Raw genomic sequence first — 18,990 nt, forward strand, 5'->3', positions numbered from 1 at the left:
GGAATTCGTTTTCCCGCGACCCTCAACCTCCTATAGTGGTCGCCAACAGATATGCGTCGCATCTGAACAATACTGGGAACAATAAGGGTATCGCCGATGGCCAAGGCTACGAACGACCCCGACCAATCACAAACCACAGGGTCTTCGTCATCAGACGCCGATGACGAACGGCTTGACCAACTTGCCCGGCAGTTTCTTGAACTCTGGCGCCAACAGGTCGCCGCAACGGCTGATGGCGCCCATGCCGCCAGTGCCATCGGACGTCTTTACGCATCCCTTGGTGCCGATACCACCCGCATGGGCGAAGGCTTTGAAGCCTGGGGCAAGCTGATCGGTCAAATGGCGATGGGCCAACACCCTGCCGCCGGGCCCGGAAATCCAATCAATAACCCGATGGGCGATGCCATGGCGGCCGCCAACCCGTTGCAGGCGATGATGGATCAGATGGCCAAGGCCGCACGCGAACTGCCGGCATCCCCGTTCGCGGGCATGCCGTTTGCGTCCGATATGTCGGCGATGGCCGGTATGGCCGGGATGACACCCAAACCAGACACGGCAAAAGCCGAACCGGATGCTGCCGGTAATGCGGATGGACAGACATCCGATAAAGACAGCGCGCAGACATCCGCCGCCGATGAAGCCAACAAGACTTCCAAAACCAAACGTGCTGCAAAAAATGCTGCAAAGGGGCAGGGGAAGAATGATCAGTCCGCCAAAACAAAAACCGCTTCCGCCAAAACGCGAAAATCAGAGGCGGGCCGGGCCAAGACCGCTTCCGATGCATCTGGCAGTCGAGATGACGAGCTGGCTCAGCTCGCGCGCCGCATTGCCGATCTTTCTGAAACAATTGCTGCCCTGGAAGCCGGAACTGAAGGATCAGGCGGAAAGTCTTCTGGCTGAGCTTGAGGCCTATCACCCTGATGACGTCGCCCAGGCGCTTGACCGGGTCGCCTTTGATCGCCATGCCGGGTTCCATGACGGGGTGCGCGCCTATCAACGCCATCCCTATCGCCGCCCACGCGATCAGGACCGCAAAGATATCCCGACCGTCTGGGAAGAGGGTTCGACGCGGGTGTATGACTATGGCGCAACTTCTGACAACAAGGCGGCGAAAACCGGCGAAGTCGTCCTGCTTGTGCCGTCGCTGGTCAATCGCGGCTATATCCTTGATCTCAATGAAAAGCGAAGCTTTGCGCGCTATCTCGCCAAATGCGGCTATCGTCCGCTTCTGGTCGAGTGGGGCTATCCCGGCATGGATGAAGCTAACTTTGGCCTGGATGATTATGTCGCTGGCCGTCTGGTCACCATCCTTCAGGATGTCGCCGATATCAATGGCGGGCCGGTGCCGGTGGTGGGCTATTGCATGGGCGGAGTTGTTGCCCTTGCGGCGACACTTCTCGATCCGGCACAGGTCTCAAAGCTTGTCCTGCTGGCAACCCCTTGGGACTTCATGGCCGCCGGTCCCACCCAGTCACGCATTGCTGCGGCCTTTGCGCCCTCTTTACCGCAAATGCTGGCAATCCATGACACGCTTCCGGTCGACGTGCTGCAAAGCCTGTTTGCCAGCCTCGATCCCTTCATGATGGGCGAGAAATTCCGGCGTTTTCAGGCCATGGCAATGGACTCAACCAAGGCGCAGGATTTTGTCGCCCTCGAAGACTGGCTGAATGATGGTGTTCCGCTTCCGCGCCGGGTCGCGGTCGATTGCCTGATCGGCTGGTATGTCGAAAACCGCCCGGCCAAGGGCCAGTGGCAGATTGACGGCATTGATATCAACCCGGCGGACTTGTCGTGCCCGGTGCTGGCCGTGATCCCGGAAAATGACCGCATCGTCCCACCCGAAAGCGCGCAGGCGCTTTTTGATGCCTGCCCCGAAGATCTCCGCACTGAACTTCATCCCTCTGCCGGGCATATCGGCATGATGGTCGGATCACGTGCGGAAAAATCCACCTGGAAGCCGGTGGTTGATTGGCTTGCAGGCTAACCCGAAAGCCCGCTTTTAATCGGGGCTTTCGGTTGCAAGTTGGGCGCGCTCTGGCGCCCAGCGCAGGGTCAGGCGCGCCAGAAGGGCGATGATGATCAGGGTCAGGATCACACGTCCGACAAACAACACCCGGGTGATCCGAGTTAAGTGCAAGTCGGTCAATGTAGGTTCACCGCGCAAAGGATAAATTGTCAGTTTGTATTTCTATTCTTGGGTGTGGATGCTGATTTAACTTTATGGGGGCTACATTGATATTGGTTATTCGTCATTGTTTGGCGTGTATGCAAATGCTAATCGAACAAGCTTTGACTATCAAATTTGCCTGAGTGGGCGCATTTTTTATCTAGCGAAGAAAGTGCAAATTTGTTTACACAAGTGGATGTTAAAAAAATGTATTTTTCTGTATCGCTTGCAAAGTGAATTGTTTTCTCTGCGCATGCACTAATTTGGGCAGGGAGCGAAAATTATGAAGGTAACTATAAAGGAAAAGCTGTGAACGGGAAAATCCTTGTAACTGGTGCAGATGGCTTCATTGGTTCCCATCTCGTGGAGGAGCTTGTTCGTCAAGGTCGCGAAGTTAAAGCTCTTGTCCTATACAATTCGTTTGATAGTTGGGGATGGCTGGATCAGGCGCCACAGGAAATTAAGGATGCAATCGAAGTCGTTTCTGGCGACGTTCGTGATCCGATCTGCGTAAGAAATGCGATGACAGGTTGTGGTGCCGTCATGCATTTGGCGGCCTTGATTGCAATTCCATATTCCTACGTTGCTCCACATTCCTATGTTGACGTGAACGTTGTGGGAACGCTTAACGTCGTCCAGGCGGCTCGAGACTTGGGTGTCGAGAAGATTATGCATACTTCAACCAGTGAAGTGTACGGAACAGCCCAGTTTGTCCCAATTACAGAAGAGCACCCACTGGTTGGGCAATCGCCATATTCAGCGAGCAAAATTGGCGCGGACCAAATTGCCATGTCTTATTGGCGCTCGTTCGAAGTTCCGGTGGCTATTGCCCGACCATTCAATACATACGGCCCCCGTCAATCCGCACGTGCGGTAATTCCGACAGTAATTACACAGATCGCTGGTGGCAAAAAAACAATTGAGCTTGGCGCGCTCAGTCCAACCAGGGACTTCAACTTTGTGAAAGATACCGTTCAAGGAATGATTGCTATTCTTGACGGGAAAGCATCTGTCGGCAAAGTTATCAATATCGGTAGTGGCTATGAAATTTCGGTGGGTGATATGGTTGAGCTGGTTGCCGAAATCATGAATGCAGAAGTGGAAATTATTTCCAAGAATGAACGTATTCGTCCGGAAGCGAGTGAAGTAGAGCGTCTGCTTGCGGATGCCTCAGTAGCCAAATCGTTATTGGATTGGGAGCCCAGAATTGGTGGTCGGGAAGGTTTGAAACAGGGACTTGCCGAGACAATTACGTGGTTTTCATCGCCCGAAAATCTCGCACAGTATCGCATTGGTCAATACACAATTTAACGAGGAGATGCGAGTTTGGACACGTCGTTGACAGCTGCAACGATCCAGAAACTGGTCGGTGCTCTGCGTTCAGTGCTGCCCATTGATCAAGAAGTCTTCCCTTTGCATGAGCCGGAATTTCGGGGGCGGGAATGGGAGTATGTCAAGTCTTGCCTAGACGAAGGGTGGGTTTCTTCCGTTGGTGCTTTTGTTGATCGATTTGAGAATGAGCTAGCGGACAGGTGCGGGGTTCGTCATGCGATAGCAACAGTAAATGGTACAGCTGCACTACATGCTGCTTTCATGGCAACAGGTGTTCGTCCAAATGACGAGGTTTTTGTGCCAGCATTGACATTCGTGGCTACTGCTAATGCCGTTTGCCATGCTGGAGCCGTGCCACACTTCGTCGATTGCGATAAAGATCGTCTTGGCGTAGATGTGCAAAAATTGGCAAGATATCTCGAAGAAATAGCAGTAGCGGATGGCGAGGGATCAAATGGCCCAGTATTCCGAAATCGCCAGACAGGGCGGGTGCTGCGTGCCATTGTGCCAATGCACGTATTTGGTATCCCTATGGATATTGAGGCTTTGGTTGATCTTGCTAGTAAATACAATCTGCTCATTATTGAAGATGCAGCAGAGGCGCTGGGATCTAAATATAAAGAAAGACCAGTCGGATCGTTTGGAAATGCAGCAGCGTTAAGTTTTAACGGTAATAAAATCATCACCACCGGTGGTGGTGGGGCTGTCTTAACAAATAGCGACGAGGTTGCTGAGCGCGCCCGCCATCTTTGCACCACGGCGAAGCGTCCCCATCCGTGGCTGTATGAGCATGATTGTGTTGCCTATAACTATCGGCTCCCGAACATCAATGCGGCTTTGGGGTGTGCTCAGCTGGAACAACTGGACACAAGGATAGAGCTAAAAAGGAAGTTGGCTAAGGCTTATGGAAATATCCTGAAAGATGTTTCTGATATCGATTTGTTGGTGGTTCCAGAGGACTCAGTGTCGAACCACTGGTTAAATGCGATCGTTTTGAAACCAGGGACGTCATTTGAGCAGCGAGATGGAGTTCTGGAAGCTCTTAATAAGGCAGGCCTTTGGTGCCGTCCCGTTTGGAATTTGATGCATACATTGCCAATGTTCACTGAGAACCCCCGAATGGATTTATCATGTGCTGAAGACATGGCAGCTCGTGTCATCAATACGCCCAGTAGTTCTTACTTGGCGGAGGGGAGGGATGACATATAAGCGTAAGATTTGCGTTGTCACTGGGACACGAGCTGAGTACGGAATTCTATCTAATTTAATGAGCCAGATAGCTTGCGATGACGAGTTGGCGCTTCAAACGATAGTTACCGGTTCACACCTTTCGGAAGAGTTTGGTTATACCTATCGGTATATTGAAGAAGATGGTTTTCATATTAATGCGAAGGTTGATATGTCGCTGACTGGCGACACGCCCGTAAGTATCACTAAATCGACAGGGAGGGCGGTCATAGGTTTTGCCGATGCATATGACCTGCTGAAGCCAGATATTGTTGTGCTGTTAGGTGATCGATATGAAATTCTTGCTGCTGCTCAGGCGGCAATGTTGATGAAGATACCTCTGGCGCATATTCATGGAGGCGAAACGACAGAGGGCGCCGTTGACGAGAGTATTCGACACGCAGTGACCAAAATGGCGCACCTTCACTTCACCGCTGCCGAGTCTTATCGGCAGAGGGTAATCCAAATGGGGGAAAATCCGAGAAATGTATTTGCGTTTGGTGCACCTGGATTAGATAACTTCGCGGCAATGGATTTACCTGATCGCACTTCTTTGGAGTTAAGCTTAGGTATTGAGCTAAAGGCTCCCTTATTTCTTGTGACATTTCATCCTGAAACCCTCGCAAATCAAGAGCCTAGTGCCGCAGTTCAGCCTTTGCTAGAAGCTTTAGCCGCTTTCGATGACGCAACCTGTATTATCACTAAAGCGAACGCTGATGCTGGAGGGCGAGCTATAAATGCCGAGTTGGATGCTTTTGCAAAAAAATATCCAGATAGAGTTTTGGTTACCACTTCTCTTGGTCAGGCGCGTTATTTGGGGCTGTTGAAGCTTGTCGATGTGGTAATCGGGAATTCCTCAAGTGGTATTATCGAGGCACCAGCTGCAGGTGTTCCCGCCGTCAATATTGGTGATCGCCAGAAAGGTCGCTTGCGCGCCCCATCTGTTTTAGACTGTGTAAACGTACCTCTAGATATAACGAAGACTATAAATATGTGTATGTCGAGAGATTTCCTCGAATCAGTGTTTTCTTCTGAGAATCCATATGGCCAGCCAGGACAGATTTCAAAAAAAATAAAAGAGATTCTTAAAGGTATTAACCTTGATCATATATTGGTTAAACACTTCTTCGACGTAGACGAAGATAAGGAAAATCAGCGGAAATGAATAAAGTTTATATTATAGCTGAAGCTGGAGTTAATCATAACGGATCACTGCAAATTGCTAAAGATTTGGTTGAAGAAGCAGCCAGAGCCGGGGCAGATGCGGTTAAGTTTCAAACTTTCTTTTCAGAAAATTTGGTTACGAAATCAGCTCCTAAGGCGCGTTACCAAGAACGAAATAGCAAGTCAGACAGTTCTCAGTATGACATGTTAAAAGTCCTAGAGTTAAGTCGAGATGCCCATTTTGAACTTAAAGATTATGCCGAAAACGCGGGGATAGAGTTCTTGTCTACTCCCTTCGGCTTGGAGGAACTCGACTTTCTTGTTCGTGACGTAAAGGTTCAAAAACTTAAAATGTCCTCTGGTGAGATAACAAATGGGATGTTGTTGTTAGAGGCTGCGCGTTCTCAGCTACCTATCATTTTCTCGACAGGCATGAGCACGGTAGAAGAAATCTCCGATGCATTGGGGGTTCTCGCATTCGGATATCTTTCATCTCAGGGCGAAAGTCCCAGGATGGAAGCATTTCGAGCCGCCCGTGAAAGCGAGCGCGGGATAGAAATGTTGGAGAAGAAAGTTACAATTCTACACTGCACAACCCAATATCCAACACCTTTTGATCAAGTCAATTTGCGCGCAATGGGGACGCTAGCCAAGCATTTTGGTTTACCTGTTGGGTACTCGGACCACACTGAAGGAATTATGGCATCAATTGCCGCAGCGGCCAATGGAGCAACTGTTATTGAAAAACACTTTACGTTAGACCGTGGGATGGAAGGACCAGACCACGCCGCATCCATTGAGCCTCATGATTTGCAAAAATTAGTTGCTGGGGTTCGTGATGTCGAACGTTTGATGGGACTGCCAACGAAGGTTTGCAACGATGCCGAAGGCGAAAACTTGAACGTTGTTCGTAAAAGCTTAGTGGTAAAACGTAACATAAGGTCAGGTGAAGAATTTACAGCAGCTGATGTTACTGCCAAGCGGCCCGGTGGAGGGCTTTCGCCTATGGCTATCTGGGATATTCTTGGGCGCAAGTCAAACCGTGATTATCTCGAAGATGAGATGATAGATACTTCAGTATTGGAAGACCAAATTTGATGCAGGATATATCAGAAATTGTTTTAGAGCCTGAAGATGAAGTTAAGCTGGCGATCGCGATTTTAGATCGTCACCCTGCAAGAATTGTCCTCATTGTCAGCCCTGAACACGAACTGTTAGGAACTGTTACTGATGGAGATATTAGACGCGCTATTTTGAATGGTATGCCTTTCGATGCTCCGGTCTCACGGGTGATGAACTCTAAGCCAACTACTGCCAACTTGCTTGATGACAAGGAGCACCTCTTGAGCATGATGGTGAGCAGGGTTTTGAGACACGTTCCTATTTTGGGGCCAAACGGAAAATTGGTTGGGCTTGAAACCCTTGATGGACTTTTGAACCAAGAGAAGATTCCAAATACTGCTGTAATTATGGCTGGTGGTCGAGGAAAGAGACTTCGCCCATTTACGGATTCTGTTCCCAAGCCGATGGTTCATGTCGCAGGTAAGCCCATGCTTGAAATCATACTTGATAGACTTGCTAGTGAAGGGTTTGTCAATATTGTAATATCGCTGAATTACAAAGGTGAAATGATTAAAGAGTATTTTGGTGACGGGCAATTCAAAGGATTAAATATTAGTTATGTTGAAGAGAAAATGCCTTTAGGTACTGCAGGGGCTCTTTCTTTGATAAACCAAGACATTAAGGATCCGTTTTTAGTTATGAATGGCGATGTGTTAACGCAGGTTAACACTCGGAACTTGATAGACTTCCATCACACCCATCCTTGTAAAGCGACCATGTGCGTGCGCGAACACTCTTATGAAGTGCCTTTCGGTGTGGTTAATGTCGATGGATACAAAATTTTACAAATTGAAGAAAAACCAACATCAACCTATTTGGTGAATGCGGGAATTTATCTGCTTGAGCCAGATGTTTTGAATTTTGTGAAGCCAAACCAGTATTTGGATATGCCAACTTTATTTGAAATTATCAGGGAGTCGAATTATCCGACTCACGTCTTTCCTATTCTCGAAGCTTGGAGGGATGTTGGTAGACCAGATGATTTAGAGCTCGCGAATGAAGAGTATTCGGATAAGTAAATTTAAGATCTAAGATTTTTGGAAGTCGTACGAGATGATCTCAAAAAGCAAAAAAAGACTAATTGCGCGCTTGGACGTTAAGGCACCGAACTTAATCAAATCTATAAACTTAGAAGGGCTCAGAAAACTGGGAAACCCGGCTTCATTTGCTGAAGAGTACTATAAGCAAGGCGTTGACGAGATCATCTATATGGATGTTGTCGCGAGTCTTTATCAGAGAAATGGTCTTGGCGATATCGTCCGATCTACAACGGAGAATGTTTTTATTCCTATTACAGTTGGAGGGGGGATTCGCTCTGCTGATGATGTCGGGGAAATGTTGCGATGCGGTGCTGATAAAGTAGCTATCAACACTGCCGCTGTGAGACGACCAGATCTGATTTCTGAACTGGCAAACATTTATGGGTCTCAGTGCATCGTTTTGTCAGTTGAGGCAAAGAAAGTGGGCCCAAGGACATGGGAAGCTTACACGGATAACGGCCGTGAGAAAACAGGTTTGGACGTTGTCGAATGGGCGAAAAAAGCAACGGCCCTTGGTGCAGGCGAAGTTCTTATTACTTCTGTTGATAGAGAAGGTACACGCAAAGGATTTGATATTGAGTTGATCCAGGCAGTTTCCTCCACGGTTGATGTTCCAGTTATCGCTAGCGGAGGGATGGGGGATACAAATGACATGATTGCTGCCTTTGAACTAGGAAAGGCTGAGGCGGTCGCTATGGCTGACGTTCTGCACTACAAACGCATGTCGGTTGAAGATGTGCGCGCTAAAGCGTTGGAAGCTGGTATCCCGGTGAGGAAAATTTGATGACTGAACTCTTAATTGTTAATTATGACGCAGGGAATATTCGAAGCGTTGAGAGAGCCGTTTCTGTTTGCGGAGCAACTCCTGTTTTATCAAGTGATCCAGAAGCAATTTTAAATGCGAGGCTGCTGATTCTGCCTGGAGTCGGTGCTTTTGGGAAATGCATTTCTTCGTTGCGTGGAAAGAAACTTGATCTGCCCGTTTTGGAATATATTAAGAGCGGGAAGCCAATTCTGGGTATTTGCGTGGGTATGCAAATGCTCATGGAAGGTAGTTGCGAGTTTGGTTATCATAAAGGCTTGGGGCTGATCCCAGGAGAAGTTCGGAAAATTCCTGATAAAGGGGGCGATGGCTACCCACATCGCGTGCCTCACGTTACCTGGGAAGGACTAGAACCGAAGAAGCAAGCTTGGGAAGGCACTGTATTGGACGGAATCGTTCCAGGTGCTGACTGTTATTTCATCCACTCGTATGCTGCATATCCTGAGAGAGAACAAGATGTTTTAGCCACATGTTCATACAACGGGGTAGAGCTATGCGCTGCAGTGCGCAAAGAAAATCTATATGGCTTGCAGTTTCACCCTGAAAAGAGCGGCCCTATTGGATTGAAAGTTATTTCAAACTTTATTTCCCTGGGCGATCGCTCTTGCTAAGTTCAAACTCTTCTGAAAACTATGAAAATCCATGTGGAGCAGCCGTGAACAGTAAATCTGTCTATTTAGTTGGAGCGGGCCGTATGGGAAGAGCTCACGCTCAGGCCGCTGTAGACCTAGGGATGTCTTTAAAAGCGATTTGTGACACTAGGAAAGAGGTTCGAGACAACCTTGCTGATGACTTTGGTGTCGCTAAATCGAACTGCTTTTCTGATGCTCAAGAGATGTTTGATTCTTTAGGGGGCGCCGAATTAGTTATTGTTGCGACAACAGCTGATACGCATTGCGAATTGGTTTGTCTCGCTGCAAGCTCATCTTCCAAAGCTGTCCTGTGCGAGAAGCCGATGGCTGTCTCGGTGGAGCAATGTGACAGGATGATTGATGCCTGTGAAAAATCAGGAACTGCTCTTGCAGTGAACCACCAGATGCGCTTTATGCCGCAGTATGCATTGGTGAAGAAGGAGCTCGAGCGTGGTGAATTGGGTCTCCTTGCTTCCATGAATGTTGTTGCAGGGTGTTTCGGACTGGCAATGAATGGATCCCATTACATTGAGGCATTCAATTATTTAACCGGGACATGGCCTTCAAGAGTTTCTGGCCATTTCACAGGTGAGCCATTTCAGAATCCTCGAGGCCCTCGTTACTTTGATCAGGCAGGAGAATTTCTTTTTATTTCTGAAAATGGTCAAAGGTTGAAGTTGAGCATAGGTCATGATCAAGGGCACGGAATGACGTCAATGTATGCGACCCAATTTGGTCACGTATTTGTTGATGAGTTGCAGGGCGAGATGATCGTTACAGCGCGCCTCTTGGAGCATCAAAGTCAACCTATGACCCGATACGGGATGCCATGGGATAGAAAAACAATAGCATTCCCGCAGGCAGATAACGTTGGGCCTACCCGTGAGGTTATGTCAGCGTTGTTGCAAGGGGAGAATTATCCGTCCGGTGGGAACGGAAAGAAAATTGTCGCATCTTTAGCCGCAGCTTACGCTTCTGCACAAAAGAGCTCGGTCCTTGTCAGTATCGGGTCAAACGATAACTCTGATGACCAAGTTTTCCCTTGGGCATAGATTTTTGCAAAAGGTGAGTGTTGATTAATTGCCTTAATCTTAAGTGGGCGCTTGAATAATGTTGAATGGGAAAAGGGTCGTTTCTCTCACTCCTGCTAGAGGGGGAAGTAAGTCGATTCCTTACAAGAATCTTTGTGATCTGGGGGGTAAGCCTCTGCTAGCGTGGCCTGTTGATGTTGCTTTTGCCACGCCCGAAATTGATGAAGTGTTTGTTTCCACAGATGACGAGAAAATCGGTACGGTTGCAGCAGATCTAGGAGCAAAGATTCACTGGCGACCGGACGAACTTGCAACGGATTCTGCTCTTGTGGTCGATGCTGTGCGGCATTTCTTTAGTCAGCAGCAGCAAGAGGGTAAAGCTCCCGACATCATTGTGCTGCTCGAAGCGACATCTCCGTTTCGCACTCCTGAGATGATCTTAAATTGCCTGAGAAGAATGCTAGATGAAGAATTAGATTCAATTGCGACTTTTCATAGTGCGGAGATCAATCCGGAAAGATGTTGGAAGATTGAACAAGGTATCCCAAAGCCTTTCATCGATGGTGCAATTCCATGGAAACCCCGTCAGGAACTTTCCGCCGCTTATCAGCTGAACGGTGCTGTTTACGCTTTCCGAGCCGATAGACTTCCGACAAACGGACCCAATATTCTGTTTGGTAAGATCGGGGCTGAGATTATCTCTAAAGACAAAGTGATAGATATTGATGATAGAAAGGATCTTATAATTGCAAACGCCATACTCGAATCCTAAAGAAGCGCGCAGCCTAAACGACCTTTTGTCATTAAAAGGTCGAGATGCGCTAGTTATCGGTGGTGCTGGTCTTCTTGGTGGTGAGATCTCGTACACTCTTGCAGAGCTTGGTGCTCGGGTAATTGTCGCTAGCCGCGACAAGGGAAAGTGTCAGACATTTGTGAAACAGTTGTCTGAGAGGTTCAAGGGTGATCACCAAGCTTTGGGCGTGGATATTACGGATCGAAATTCAATCCGAAAACTTTGTGAAGAGGCGTCGAAGGTTACAGAGGGCGGACTGGATATCTTGGTCAACACCGGGTGGTCAGGTCGCAAGAATACATTTGAGTCGATTTCGGATGAGGATTGGGATCTGGATATCGAAGTATGCTTGAATGGTGTTTTTCGAACTATTAAATCGGCCGTTCCGCTCCTGTCTCCGAGAAGCGGTGTTATCCTGAATATTGCATCGATGTACGGTCACGTCGCACCAGATTATCGGATGTATGACAGTGAACGTTTCGCAAACCCACCAAGTTACGGGGCGGCTAAAGCTGGGGTTATACAGCTTTCTAAATATTTGGCGAGCTTCTTGGCGCCTCAAGGTATCAGGGTCAATTGTATTAGTCCTGGCCCCTTTCCGTTCGAAAGCACGCAGTTAGAAAACCCGGATTTTATCGAGAGGCTTAAAGCAAAAAATCCCATGGGACGTATCGGTATCCCAATTGATATTAAAGGAGCTGCTGGGCTGCTATGCAGTGACGCTGGTGCCTATATTACGGGGCAGAACATATGTGTTGACGGGGGATGGGCAGTATGGTGATCCGTACTGGCATCATTGGCTTCAGCGAGGGAAACGGTCATCCGTTTTCCTTTTCGGCGATCGTAAACGGCTATGATCGCAAAGCATTTTCTGAGGCCGGATGGCCAGTTATTCTTGATTATCTAAGTCGCCAGCCTGCTGACAGGTTTGGGGTTGGCGACGCGAGAATCTGTTGTGCGTGGACGCAGGATCACTCCTTGACTCAGAAGCTATGCGCAGCTTGCAATATTGAGCGGGCAGTTAAAGCGCCTGAAGAAATGCTGGGGCAAATTGACGCTTTAATTATTGCCAGGGACGATTGGCAGACGCATGCGAAATTTGCAATGCCATTCCTAGAAGCTGGTATCCCTGTCTTCATTGATAAACCTTTGAGTCTGGATATTTCAGAACTGGAGGCCTTCCAGCCATATCTCAAGGCTGGCTTGCTGATGTCAACCTCTGGCCTTCGTTATGCGATCGAACTTGAAGAATATACACAGAATAAGGATAAAATTGGCGATATTCGATTTGTATCTGCGACGGTGGTGAATGACCTTGATAAGTACGGCATTCATATCTTGGATGCTCTCTCTGGACTTGGATTCAGTAAGCCGAGATTTATTTCTCGGGCGGATACCGGCTACGAGTCTTATGATATCCGCTACGACAATGACGTTGCGCTTCGCTTGGATTGCCTCGGAAAGGTTGCTAAGACTTTTCGAATAAACATTTACGGAGAAAACGGAAATTTGCACTTGGAGTTAGCCAATAACTTTATGGCATTCCGGCGAACTCTTGAGCGCTTTTTTAATATGGTTGTCGATCGTAAACCTCCAATAGCACCAGACAGCGTTATCGGTACGATGAATTTGATTCGACTGGCAAAATCGATGCCCCCATCTCAGATGCTTGAGGTCTCCAATGCATAAACACTTTGACCTGACGGGAAAAACTGCACTAGTTACGGGCGGTGGAGGTATTTTAGGCAAGGGGTTTTGCAAGGTACTCGCCGAGTATGGTGCTTCAGTAGTGCTTGTCGATATAACCATTGAGCGAGCTAAAAAGGCCTGTGAGGACATTCTCCAAAATGTTCCAGGCGCTCAGATAATGCCTTTGGCATGTGATGTTGCGGACAAGGATAGTGTGACATCAATGGTAAATTCTGCCGTTAGACAATTTAGCTCTATCGATGTTTTATTGAACAATGCAGCAAGTAAAGCAGACGATCTCAATGCCTTTTTTGCTCCGTTCGAAAGCTATGACCTTGATCTTTGGCGTAAGGTGATGTCGATAAACATCGACGGCGCATTTCTGGTCGCTCAGGCCGTAGGCGCACAAATGGTCAAGCAGGGGAACGGGGGGAGTATAATTAATACGTCCTCAATTTACGGTGTATTGGCGCCTGACCAAAGGATTTATGAAGGCTCTGAATACATGGGGGTGGCAATTAACACACCCGCAGTCTATAGCGCCTCAAAAGCAGCCTTGATAGGTCTTTCTAACTATCTCGCAACATATTGGGCAGAAGCAAACATTCGTGTGAACGTTTTGTCTCCGGGAGGAGTTGAAAGTGGGCAAAACGAGACCTTCAAAAAAAAGTACAGCGCACGCATTCCACTAGGGCGTATGGGTAGGGATGACGAACTGCACGGAGCCATTTTGTTCTTAGCGTCAGACGCTTCAAGCTATTTCACCGGCCAAAATGTGATGGTCGATGGAGGTCTATCGGTTTGGTGATTCGTCGCTCTAAAGGTTGGTGTTTAAGGGTAACTTGGGAAACGTCTGCCTTTTTCTTGCCGTCGCTGAGCATTCGATATTACTAGCTCACAAGACTCTGAGCCGCATTGGAGTCCTTTCCCTCCTCATACAGGTTGAAGGTGGCTTCAAAATCAGTTACTGCAGAGCTAAATTTGTACCTATTGGATAGCTTGCCTAATTTAACTCATCATGACCGTCTGCAACCAGATTAGACTGCCGACATCTGAATGATGTTGTTCTGAGTCGTAGCCAAAGTAAAGCCGCGAGAACGCTGCGGCGACTAATGCCTATATAGGTCGCTATGAAGCCCCAAAAAACTGCCCTTTGTAGCGAAACAGTAACAACAGGATAGCATTATGGAACGCATTCCGTACCCAAAGCCCGTAGATTTGTCGCAATACGCCGCAGATGTTTCAGATGCCAAGCCGTTTTATGGCCTGCCATCTAACGTGAAGTTCTGCAAATCGTGTACGTATAGCAACCAGAAGCCAAACTCCGAAAAGGAGTACAAACATACTAGGGCTTCAAACAAGCCGACTGTTGACTTCGACGATGAAGGTGTGTGCGCCGCTTGCAGAATTGCTGAGAAAAAGAAGAATATTGATTGGGTTGAGCGTGAACAACGGCTCCGTGAACTATGTGACAGATATAGACGGAACGACGGCGGATACGATTGTCTTGTGCCCGGGTCGGGAGGCAAGGATAGTTTTTTTGCTGCTCACAAGCTCAAGTATGAATATGGAATGAACCCACTGACTGTTACTTGGGCCCCCCATATATATACTGATTGGGGCTGGCGAAATTTCCAAGCTTGGATGCATGCAGGGTTCGACAACTATCTTTTCACTCCCAATGGACGTGCTCATAGGCTTCTAACGCGTTTGGCGTTGGAGCAGATGTTCCATCCGTTCCAGCCGTTTATTATGGGACAGATGTACTTCCCCCCTAAAATGGCTGCTCAGCTTGGCATCCCGTTGGTGTTTTATGGCGAGAATCCGACGGAATATGGCAATTCGTCTGCTGCCGATGACAAAGCGACAAAAGACTGGGAATTCTTTTCTAGTCCAGACCAATCCCAAATTTACTTGGCGGGAACCTCCGTTGCTGAGCTCAAAAGCTCATTTGGTCTGAGTGAGCACGATTTGAAGCCATATATGCCACCAAATCCAGAGTTACTGAAGCAGGCAAACGTCGACGTGCACTATCTTGGTTATTACATTCCGTGGCACCCGCAAGAATGTTACTACTACTCTGTCGAGCATGGTGGTTTTGAGGCCGCTCCTGAGCGTTCTGCAGGAACCTACAGCAAATATAGCTCCATTGACGATAAGATTGATGACCTGCACTACTATACTACTTTCATCAAGTTTGGTATTGGGCGCGCAACCTATGATTCTTCGCAAGAAATTAGGAATGGCGAAATTGATAGAGATGAAGCAATTAGTCTAGTGCGTCGATTTGATGGGGAATATTCCGAAAGGTTTGAGAAGGAAAACTTCGATTACCTGAGTATTAGCCCAAAAGATTTTCCTGTAGCATCGAAAATGTTTGAGCACCCGGAAATGAATAGAGAATACTTTGATAGGTTAACTAATACTTTTCGTTCACCACACCTTTGGAAGTTTGAAGGGAATCAATGGCAATTAAGGCGCACTGTTTGTGACGACGCCTAGTGAAAAGCTTAAATATGCAGAACGTGACGAGTAGGGTTACATGTCAAAACTGCTAAAACTTCTAAGGCTAACTTTGTCTCCCGTTGGGCTAGACTTTGTGGCAGCTGAAATATCTGTTCGCTGGGCTCAATTTTTTGGCTTTGTCGTTCTAAGCTTTGTTGCTGCACTTATAGAAATGACAGGGGTGGGGTTGGTGTTCCCGCTCCTAGTCGTTATAGTTGCACCTGACAAAATTGCCAATATTCCGTATCTTCCTCAAGTAGTCGACTTTGTTGGAATTGAATCAGACACTACATTGTCGATAGCTATTATTGGACTGATTGGGCTAGTTTTGCTTGGTAAGAACGCTTATATGCTCATGTTCAATTGGATGCAGATGCGTTCTTTAGCGCAATGGAAGGGAGATCTTTCAAAGAGATTGATGAATATTTATCTCTTCTCTGACTATAGCGTTCACTTAGCCAAGTCTAGTTCAGAAATCATTCGAAATATGGCGTTGACGGCCGCTGTATATGATCAATTTATTGCGCCTTTTATTAATTTACTAGTTAATTTCGCAATATTAATTGGGCTTTGTATTCTACTAACTTTTGTTTTGCCTGTAGAAATGTTGCTTAGCTTGTTGCTAATCGCTTTCGTTTCTTGGGCACTTTACGCTTTCATGAGAGGGCCTTTTAAGAAAATCGGGGCTGAGCTGAACGATCTTTTCAAAGTTCGCCAAAGTATAATGCGTCAGTCTATTGGTATGATTAAAGAAACAAAATTAACTGCAAAAGAAAATTTCTTTTTAGATGCATATGCGAAAGTGGAGTTTAGAAACTTTGGAAGGCAAGCCCATTATAACTTCATGGCAACTATTCCTCCTCTGGTAACAGAGGGAGCGGTTATCGTTGGCATATTGTCGGTCGTGACCTATGTGATGTTTTTTAGCACTCAAGAGCAGCCAGGACTAGCTATTTTGGGTCTCCTTGCGGCGTCGTTTTTTCGCCTGACACCGGTAATAAACCGAATTTTAGGTTCGCTACAATTGATGAACATCAGTAACAATGCAGTGGATATAATTGCTGACGAATTCCATCAGCTTGAGCGAGGAATATTTAAGCCTGTAACTGAGCCTGATCCTTTACCCTTCAAGTCAAAAATTACTTTCAAAGATGTTTCATATTGCTACCCAGAATCACAGGCTTGCGCGGTGGAGAGCGCGGATTTTGAGATCTTCAAGGGAGAAACTATTGGGATTACGGGTGCCTCAGGAGCTGGGAAAAGCACTCTAGTTGCCCTTCTTATGGGTTTGGTTGCGCCCAAAAATGGGACAATTTTGGTTGATGATGTGCCTCTTAGCGAGCAAAAAAACTTGCGTGCTTGGCACAAACATATCGGTTTTGTTCCTCAATCGGTTTTTATTATCGAAGATACGGTGGCTCGTAATGTGGCCTTCGGCGAAGCTTCGGAAGATATTGATGAGCAGAAAGTTTGGGAAGCCCTCGAGATAGCTCAAATGAAGGAATTTGTAAGCACCCTCCCAAATGGGATTCACGAGTTCGTAGGAGAGGATGGTTCCCGTTTTTCCGGTGGGCAAAGACAGCGTTTGGGGATTGCCCGCGTGCTTTATGAGAGACCAGATTTTTTGGTTTTTGATGAAGCGACTTCCGGCTTGGACTCGGCTAATGAAAAGGCATTCAGTGATGCCCTTTGTGAAATCAGGAAAAACTCCACAATCATAATGATTGCTCACCGGCTCAGTACATTACGTGATTGCGATAGGATTATTATGCTTGATAGTGGGCGTATACTGCAGACAGGAACGTTTGAACAACTTTATAATGAGTGTCTACAATTCCGATCCCTTGTTGATCTCTCACAAATGGCTCCTTCGAAGTAGTTGGTGAACATGGAAGAAGAAAACGCGAAAGTTGTCGCAATAATACCGGCTCGCGGGGGCTCAAAGGGAATTCTGCGAAAAAATGTAAGATTACTATTGAACAAACCGCTTGTGGTGTACTCAATTGAGGCAGCTTTGAGTGCTAAAGCAATAGACGCAGTCTATGTGTCTACTGACGACATCGAAATAGCTACTTGCGCTGCAGCTGCTGGGGCCAACGTAATTGAAAGGCCTAGTATACTAGCATCAGATACTGCCCAAAATCACGAAGTAGTTATCCACGCATTGCGGACTTTAGATAGTCAGGGTGTTCACCCAGAAACTGTGGTCTTGTTGCAACCGACATCTCCATTGAGGACAGCGGAAAATATTGACGAATGTATTAGCGCGTATGAAAACGCCAACGGGGCTTCGGCAATGAGCATTTGTGAAGTGGCTGTGCATCCCGGGAAAACGGTTCTCATTGAGAATTCAGAAATTCGCCCGTTTACAACTGACCGGGACATGGAAGCGCGCAGACAAAATATGACTGACGTCTACCAGCAGAATGGCGCTATATATGTAGTAAATGCAGACATTTTTAGAGCTGAACAAAGATTCTATTGTAAACCAAGCGTCCCTTATTTGATGAGTAGAATTGATAGCGTGGATATTGACGACGAATTTGATTTCCAGTTGGCTGAACTAATTTTGAAGGCTCGTAAGGAGGCATATTTTGAGTAATGCAACCTACAGAAATCATCAGCATTACATAGATGAAGGTTGGAGTAATGAGCCGAAGGAGACGTTTAAGTCGCTACTAAACATCCTAAAGAAGCGCATTGGTGAGGATTGTTCTAGTGTTTTGGATGTAGGCTGTGCCGCTGGCGAATTACTTGGATTCTTGTCGACGGAATTTAAAGAGTGTGAACTAGTTGGTGTTGATGTAACTCAGAGCCTTTTAGATGTGGGATCAAGGCTTCTCCCTGAGGCGCAATTTACGCGTGCCTCAGCGCTGGAGTTACCCGCCTCTTTGTTTGAAAAATTTGACCTCGTTACCTCAATAGGCTGTATGTCTATTTTTAATGAGTTAGAAATAAATGCGTACTGGGACAATCTCTATCGAGTTACTAAACCGGGGGGGTTAATTGTCGTCTTATCTCCTCTGAACGAGTTTGGTGTTGACGCGATGATACGTCATCGTAAGCGACCTGATGGTTCTCCGGGTTCTTGGGAGACTGGTTGGAATATATTCAGTAGGGAGACCATTGAAGAATTAGTGGCGGACCTGGGGGCAAGGCTCGAGCTACAGCGTTTCCAGATACCGTTCGATATTCCAAGACGGGAGGATCCAATAAGAACTTGGACAATGCAGACGCAATATCGAGATTTGCAGCTAACCAATGGCCTTAAGATTATGATTGATCACTATTTTATGATCGTACACAAGCCCCAAAAATAAGCTATAGCGGTGCGTCTTCTATCCCGACTACGTGCTTTTGCCCTACGTAAAATTAATGGGTGAACTTTAATTTGCCGGGATAATAGCTACCCGAGAGGTGCTGGGATATACTGTTTGTTGTAGCCTCACGATCGCCTTGGTTTAA

General features: G+C 47.1%; 19 protein-coding genes. 18 read left to right on the plus strand and 1 reads right to left on the minus strand.

Annotated elements, in window-relative coordinates:
* Positions 1–96 precede the first annotated feature (96 nt).
* Together WBY09_RS04870 and WBY09_RS04875 are read left to right on the plus strand one after the other, a co-directional pair.
* Positions 97–900, plus strand: a complete 804-nt coding sequence (locus WBY09_RS04870; protein WP_286791714.1) for a hypothetical protein — start codon at positions 97–99, stop codon at positions 898–900.
* Positions 797–1,984: an alpha/beta fold hydrolase gene (locus WBY09_RS04875; protein WP_081579273.1), complete on the plus strand. Its 1,188-nt coding sequence runs from the start codon at positions 797–799 to the stop codon at positions 1,982–1,984. Before WBY09_RS04870 ends, WBY09_RS04875 begins: the two co-directional genes overlap by 104 nt.
* Before the next feature lie 15 nt (positions 1,985–1,999).
* Here WBY09_RS04875 and WBY09_RS04880 read toward each other — a convergent pair whose 3' ends face one another.
* A complete protein-coding gene (locus WBY09_RS04880) occupies positions 2,000–2,146 on the minus strand; it encodes a hypothetical protein (RefSeq protein ID WP_157097693.1) in 147 nt (48 codons plus the stop codon).
* Positions 2,147–2,476: 330 nt separating this feature from the next.
* On the opposite strand from WBY09_RS04880, the gene WBY09_RS04885 reads away from it, so the two are divergent.
* The 16 genes from WBY09_RS04885 (at position 2,477) to WBY09_RS04960 (ending at position 18,845) form a co-directional block, all read left to right on the plus strand.
* Entirely contained in the window at positions 2,477–3,478 is a 1,002-nt protein-coding gene (locus WBY09_RS04885) for an NAD-dependent 4,6-dehydratase LegB (protein ID WP_064779759.1), read from the plus strand.
* Between the two features lie 15 nt (positions 3,479–3,493).
* Positions 3,494–4,708, plus strand: coding sequence for a LegC family aminotransferase (locus tag WBY09_RS04890; protein ID WP_197145886.1), 1,215 nt, complete (start codon positions 3,494–3,496; stop codon positions 4,706–4,708).
* Positions 4,698–5,891 (plus strand): UDP-N-acetylglucosamine 2-epimerase, encoded by a 1,194-nt coding sequence (neuC, locus tag WBY09_RS04895; protein WP_064779758.1) that lies wholly within the window; start codon positions 4,698–4,700, stop codon positions 5,889–5,891. The genes WBY09_RS04890 and neuC overlap by 11 nt, the downstream gene beginning before the upstream one ends.
* On the plus strand, positions 5,888–6,988 hold the full coding sequence (gene neuB / locus WBY09_RS04900) for an N-acetylneuraminate synthase (protein WP_064779757.1): 1,101 nt from the start codon (positions 5,888–5,890) through the stop codon (positions 6,986–6,988). The genes neuC and neuB overlap by 4 nt, the downstream gene beginning before the upstream one ends.
* Positions 6,988–8,031, plus strand: coding sequence for a nucleotidyltransferase family protein (locus tag WBY09_RS04905; RefSeq protein ID WP_064779756.1), 1,044 nt, complete (start codon positions 6,988–6,990; stop codon positions 8,029–8,031). Before neuB ends, WBY09_RS04905 begins: the two co-directional genes overlap by 1 nt.
* A 34-nt stretch (positions 8,032–8,065) precedes the next feature.
* Positions 8,066–8,836 carry an imidazole glycerol phosphate synthase subunit HisF gene (gene hisF, locus WBY09_RS04910; protein ID WP_064779755.1) on the plus strand — a complete coding sequence of 257 codons (771 nt, stop codon included), beginning with the start codon at positions 8,066–8,068 and terminating at the stop codon, positions 8,834–8,836.
* Complete coding sequence (gene hisH / locus WBY09_RS04915) at positions 8,836–9,486, plus strand: imidazole glycerol phosphate synthase subunit HisH (RefSeq protein ID WP_083996942.1); 651 nt, start codon at positions 8,836–8,838, stop codon at positions 9,484–9,486. Before hisF ends, hisH begins: the two co-directional genes overlap by 1 nt.
* Positions 9,480–10,559: a Gfo/Idh/MocA family protein gene (locus WBY09_RS04920; protein ID WP_157097692.1), complete on the plus strand. Its 1,080-nt coding sequence runs from the start codon at positions 9,480–9,482 to the stop codon at positions 10,557–10,559. Before hisH ends, WBY09_RS04920 begins: the two co-directional genes overlap by 7 nt.
* 58 nt (positions 10,560–10,617) lie before the next feature.
* Entirely contained in the window at positions 10,618–11,310 is a 693-nt protein-coding gene (locus WBY09_RS04925; protein WP_064779752.1) for an acylneuraminate cytidylyltransferase family protein, read from the plus strand.
* Positions 11,285–12,112 carry an SDR family NAD(P)-dependent oxidoreductase gene (locus tag WBY09_RS04930; protein ID WP_197145884.1) on the plus strand — a complete coding sequence of 276 codons (828 nt, stop codon included), beginning with the start codon at positions 11,285–11,287 and terminating at the stop codon, positions 12,110–12,112. The genes WBY09_RS04925 and WBY09_RS04930 overlap by 26 nt, the downstream gene beginning before the upstream one ends.
* On the plus strand, positions 12,106–13,020 hold the full coding sequence (locus WBY09_RS04935) for a Gfo/Idh/MocA family oxidoreductase (protein ID WP_167351184.1): 915 nt from the start codon (positions 12,106–12,108) through the stop codon (positions 13,018–13,020). Before WBY09_RS04930 ends, WBY09_RS04935 begins: the two co-directional genes overlap by 7 nt.
* A complete protein-coding gene (locus WBY09_RS04940) occupies positions 13,013–13,828 on the plus strand; it encodes an SDR family oxidoreductase (RefSeq protein ID WP_197145882.1) in 816 nt (271 codons plus the stop codon). The genes WBY09_RS04935 and WBY09_RS04940 overlap by 8 nt, the downstream gene beginning before the upstream one ends.
* 377 nt (positions 13,829–14,205) lie before the next feature.
* Complete coding sequence (locus tag WBY09_RS04945; RefSeq protein WP_197145880.1) at positions 14,206–15,522, plus strand: N-acetyl sugar amidotransferase; 1,317 nt, start codon at positions 14,206–14,208, stop codon at positions 15,520–15,522.
* Positions 15,523–15,562: 40 nt separating this feature from the next.
* Positions 15,563–17,404 (plus strand): ABC transporter ATP-binding protein, encoded by a 1,842-nt coding sequence (locus tag WBY09_RS04950; protein ID WP_197145872.1) that lies wholly within the window; start codon positions 15,563–15,565, stop codon positions 17,402–17,404.
* 9 nt (positions 17,405–17,413) lie between these two features.
* A complete protein-coding gene (locus WBY09_RS04955; RefSeq protein WP_064779746.1) occupies positions 17,414–18,127 on the plus strand; it encodes an acylneuraminate cytidylyltransferase family protein in 714 nt (237 codons plus the stop codon).
* Positions 18,120–18,845: a class I SAM-dependent methyltransferase gene (locus WBY09_RS04960; protein ID WP_167351183.1), complete on the plus strand. Its 726-nt coding sequence runs from the start codon at positions 18,120–18,122 to the stop codon at positions 18,843–18,845. The genes WBY09_RS04955 and WBY09_RS04960 overlap by 8 nt, the downstream gene beginning before the upstream one ends.
* Positions 18,846–18,990 lie beyond the last annotated feature (145 nt).

Origin of the sequence: Thalassospira sp. CH_XMU1458, from assembly GCF_037027205.1 — a bacterium.
Classification (GTDB): Bacteria; Pseudomonadota; Alphaproteobacteria; order Rhodospirillales; family Thalassospiraceae; genus Thalassospira; species Thalassospira tepidiphila.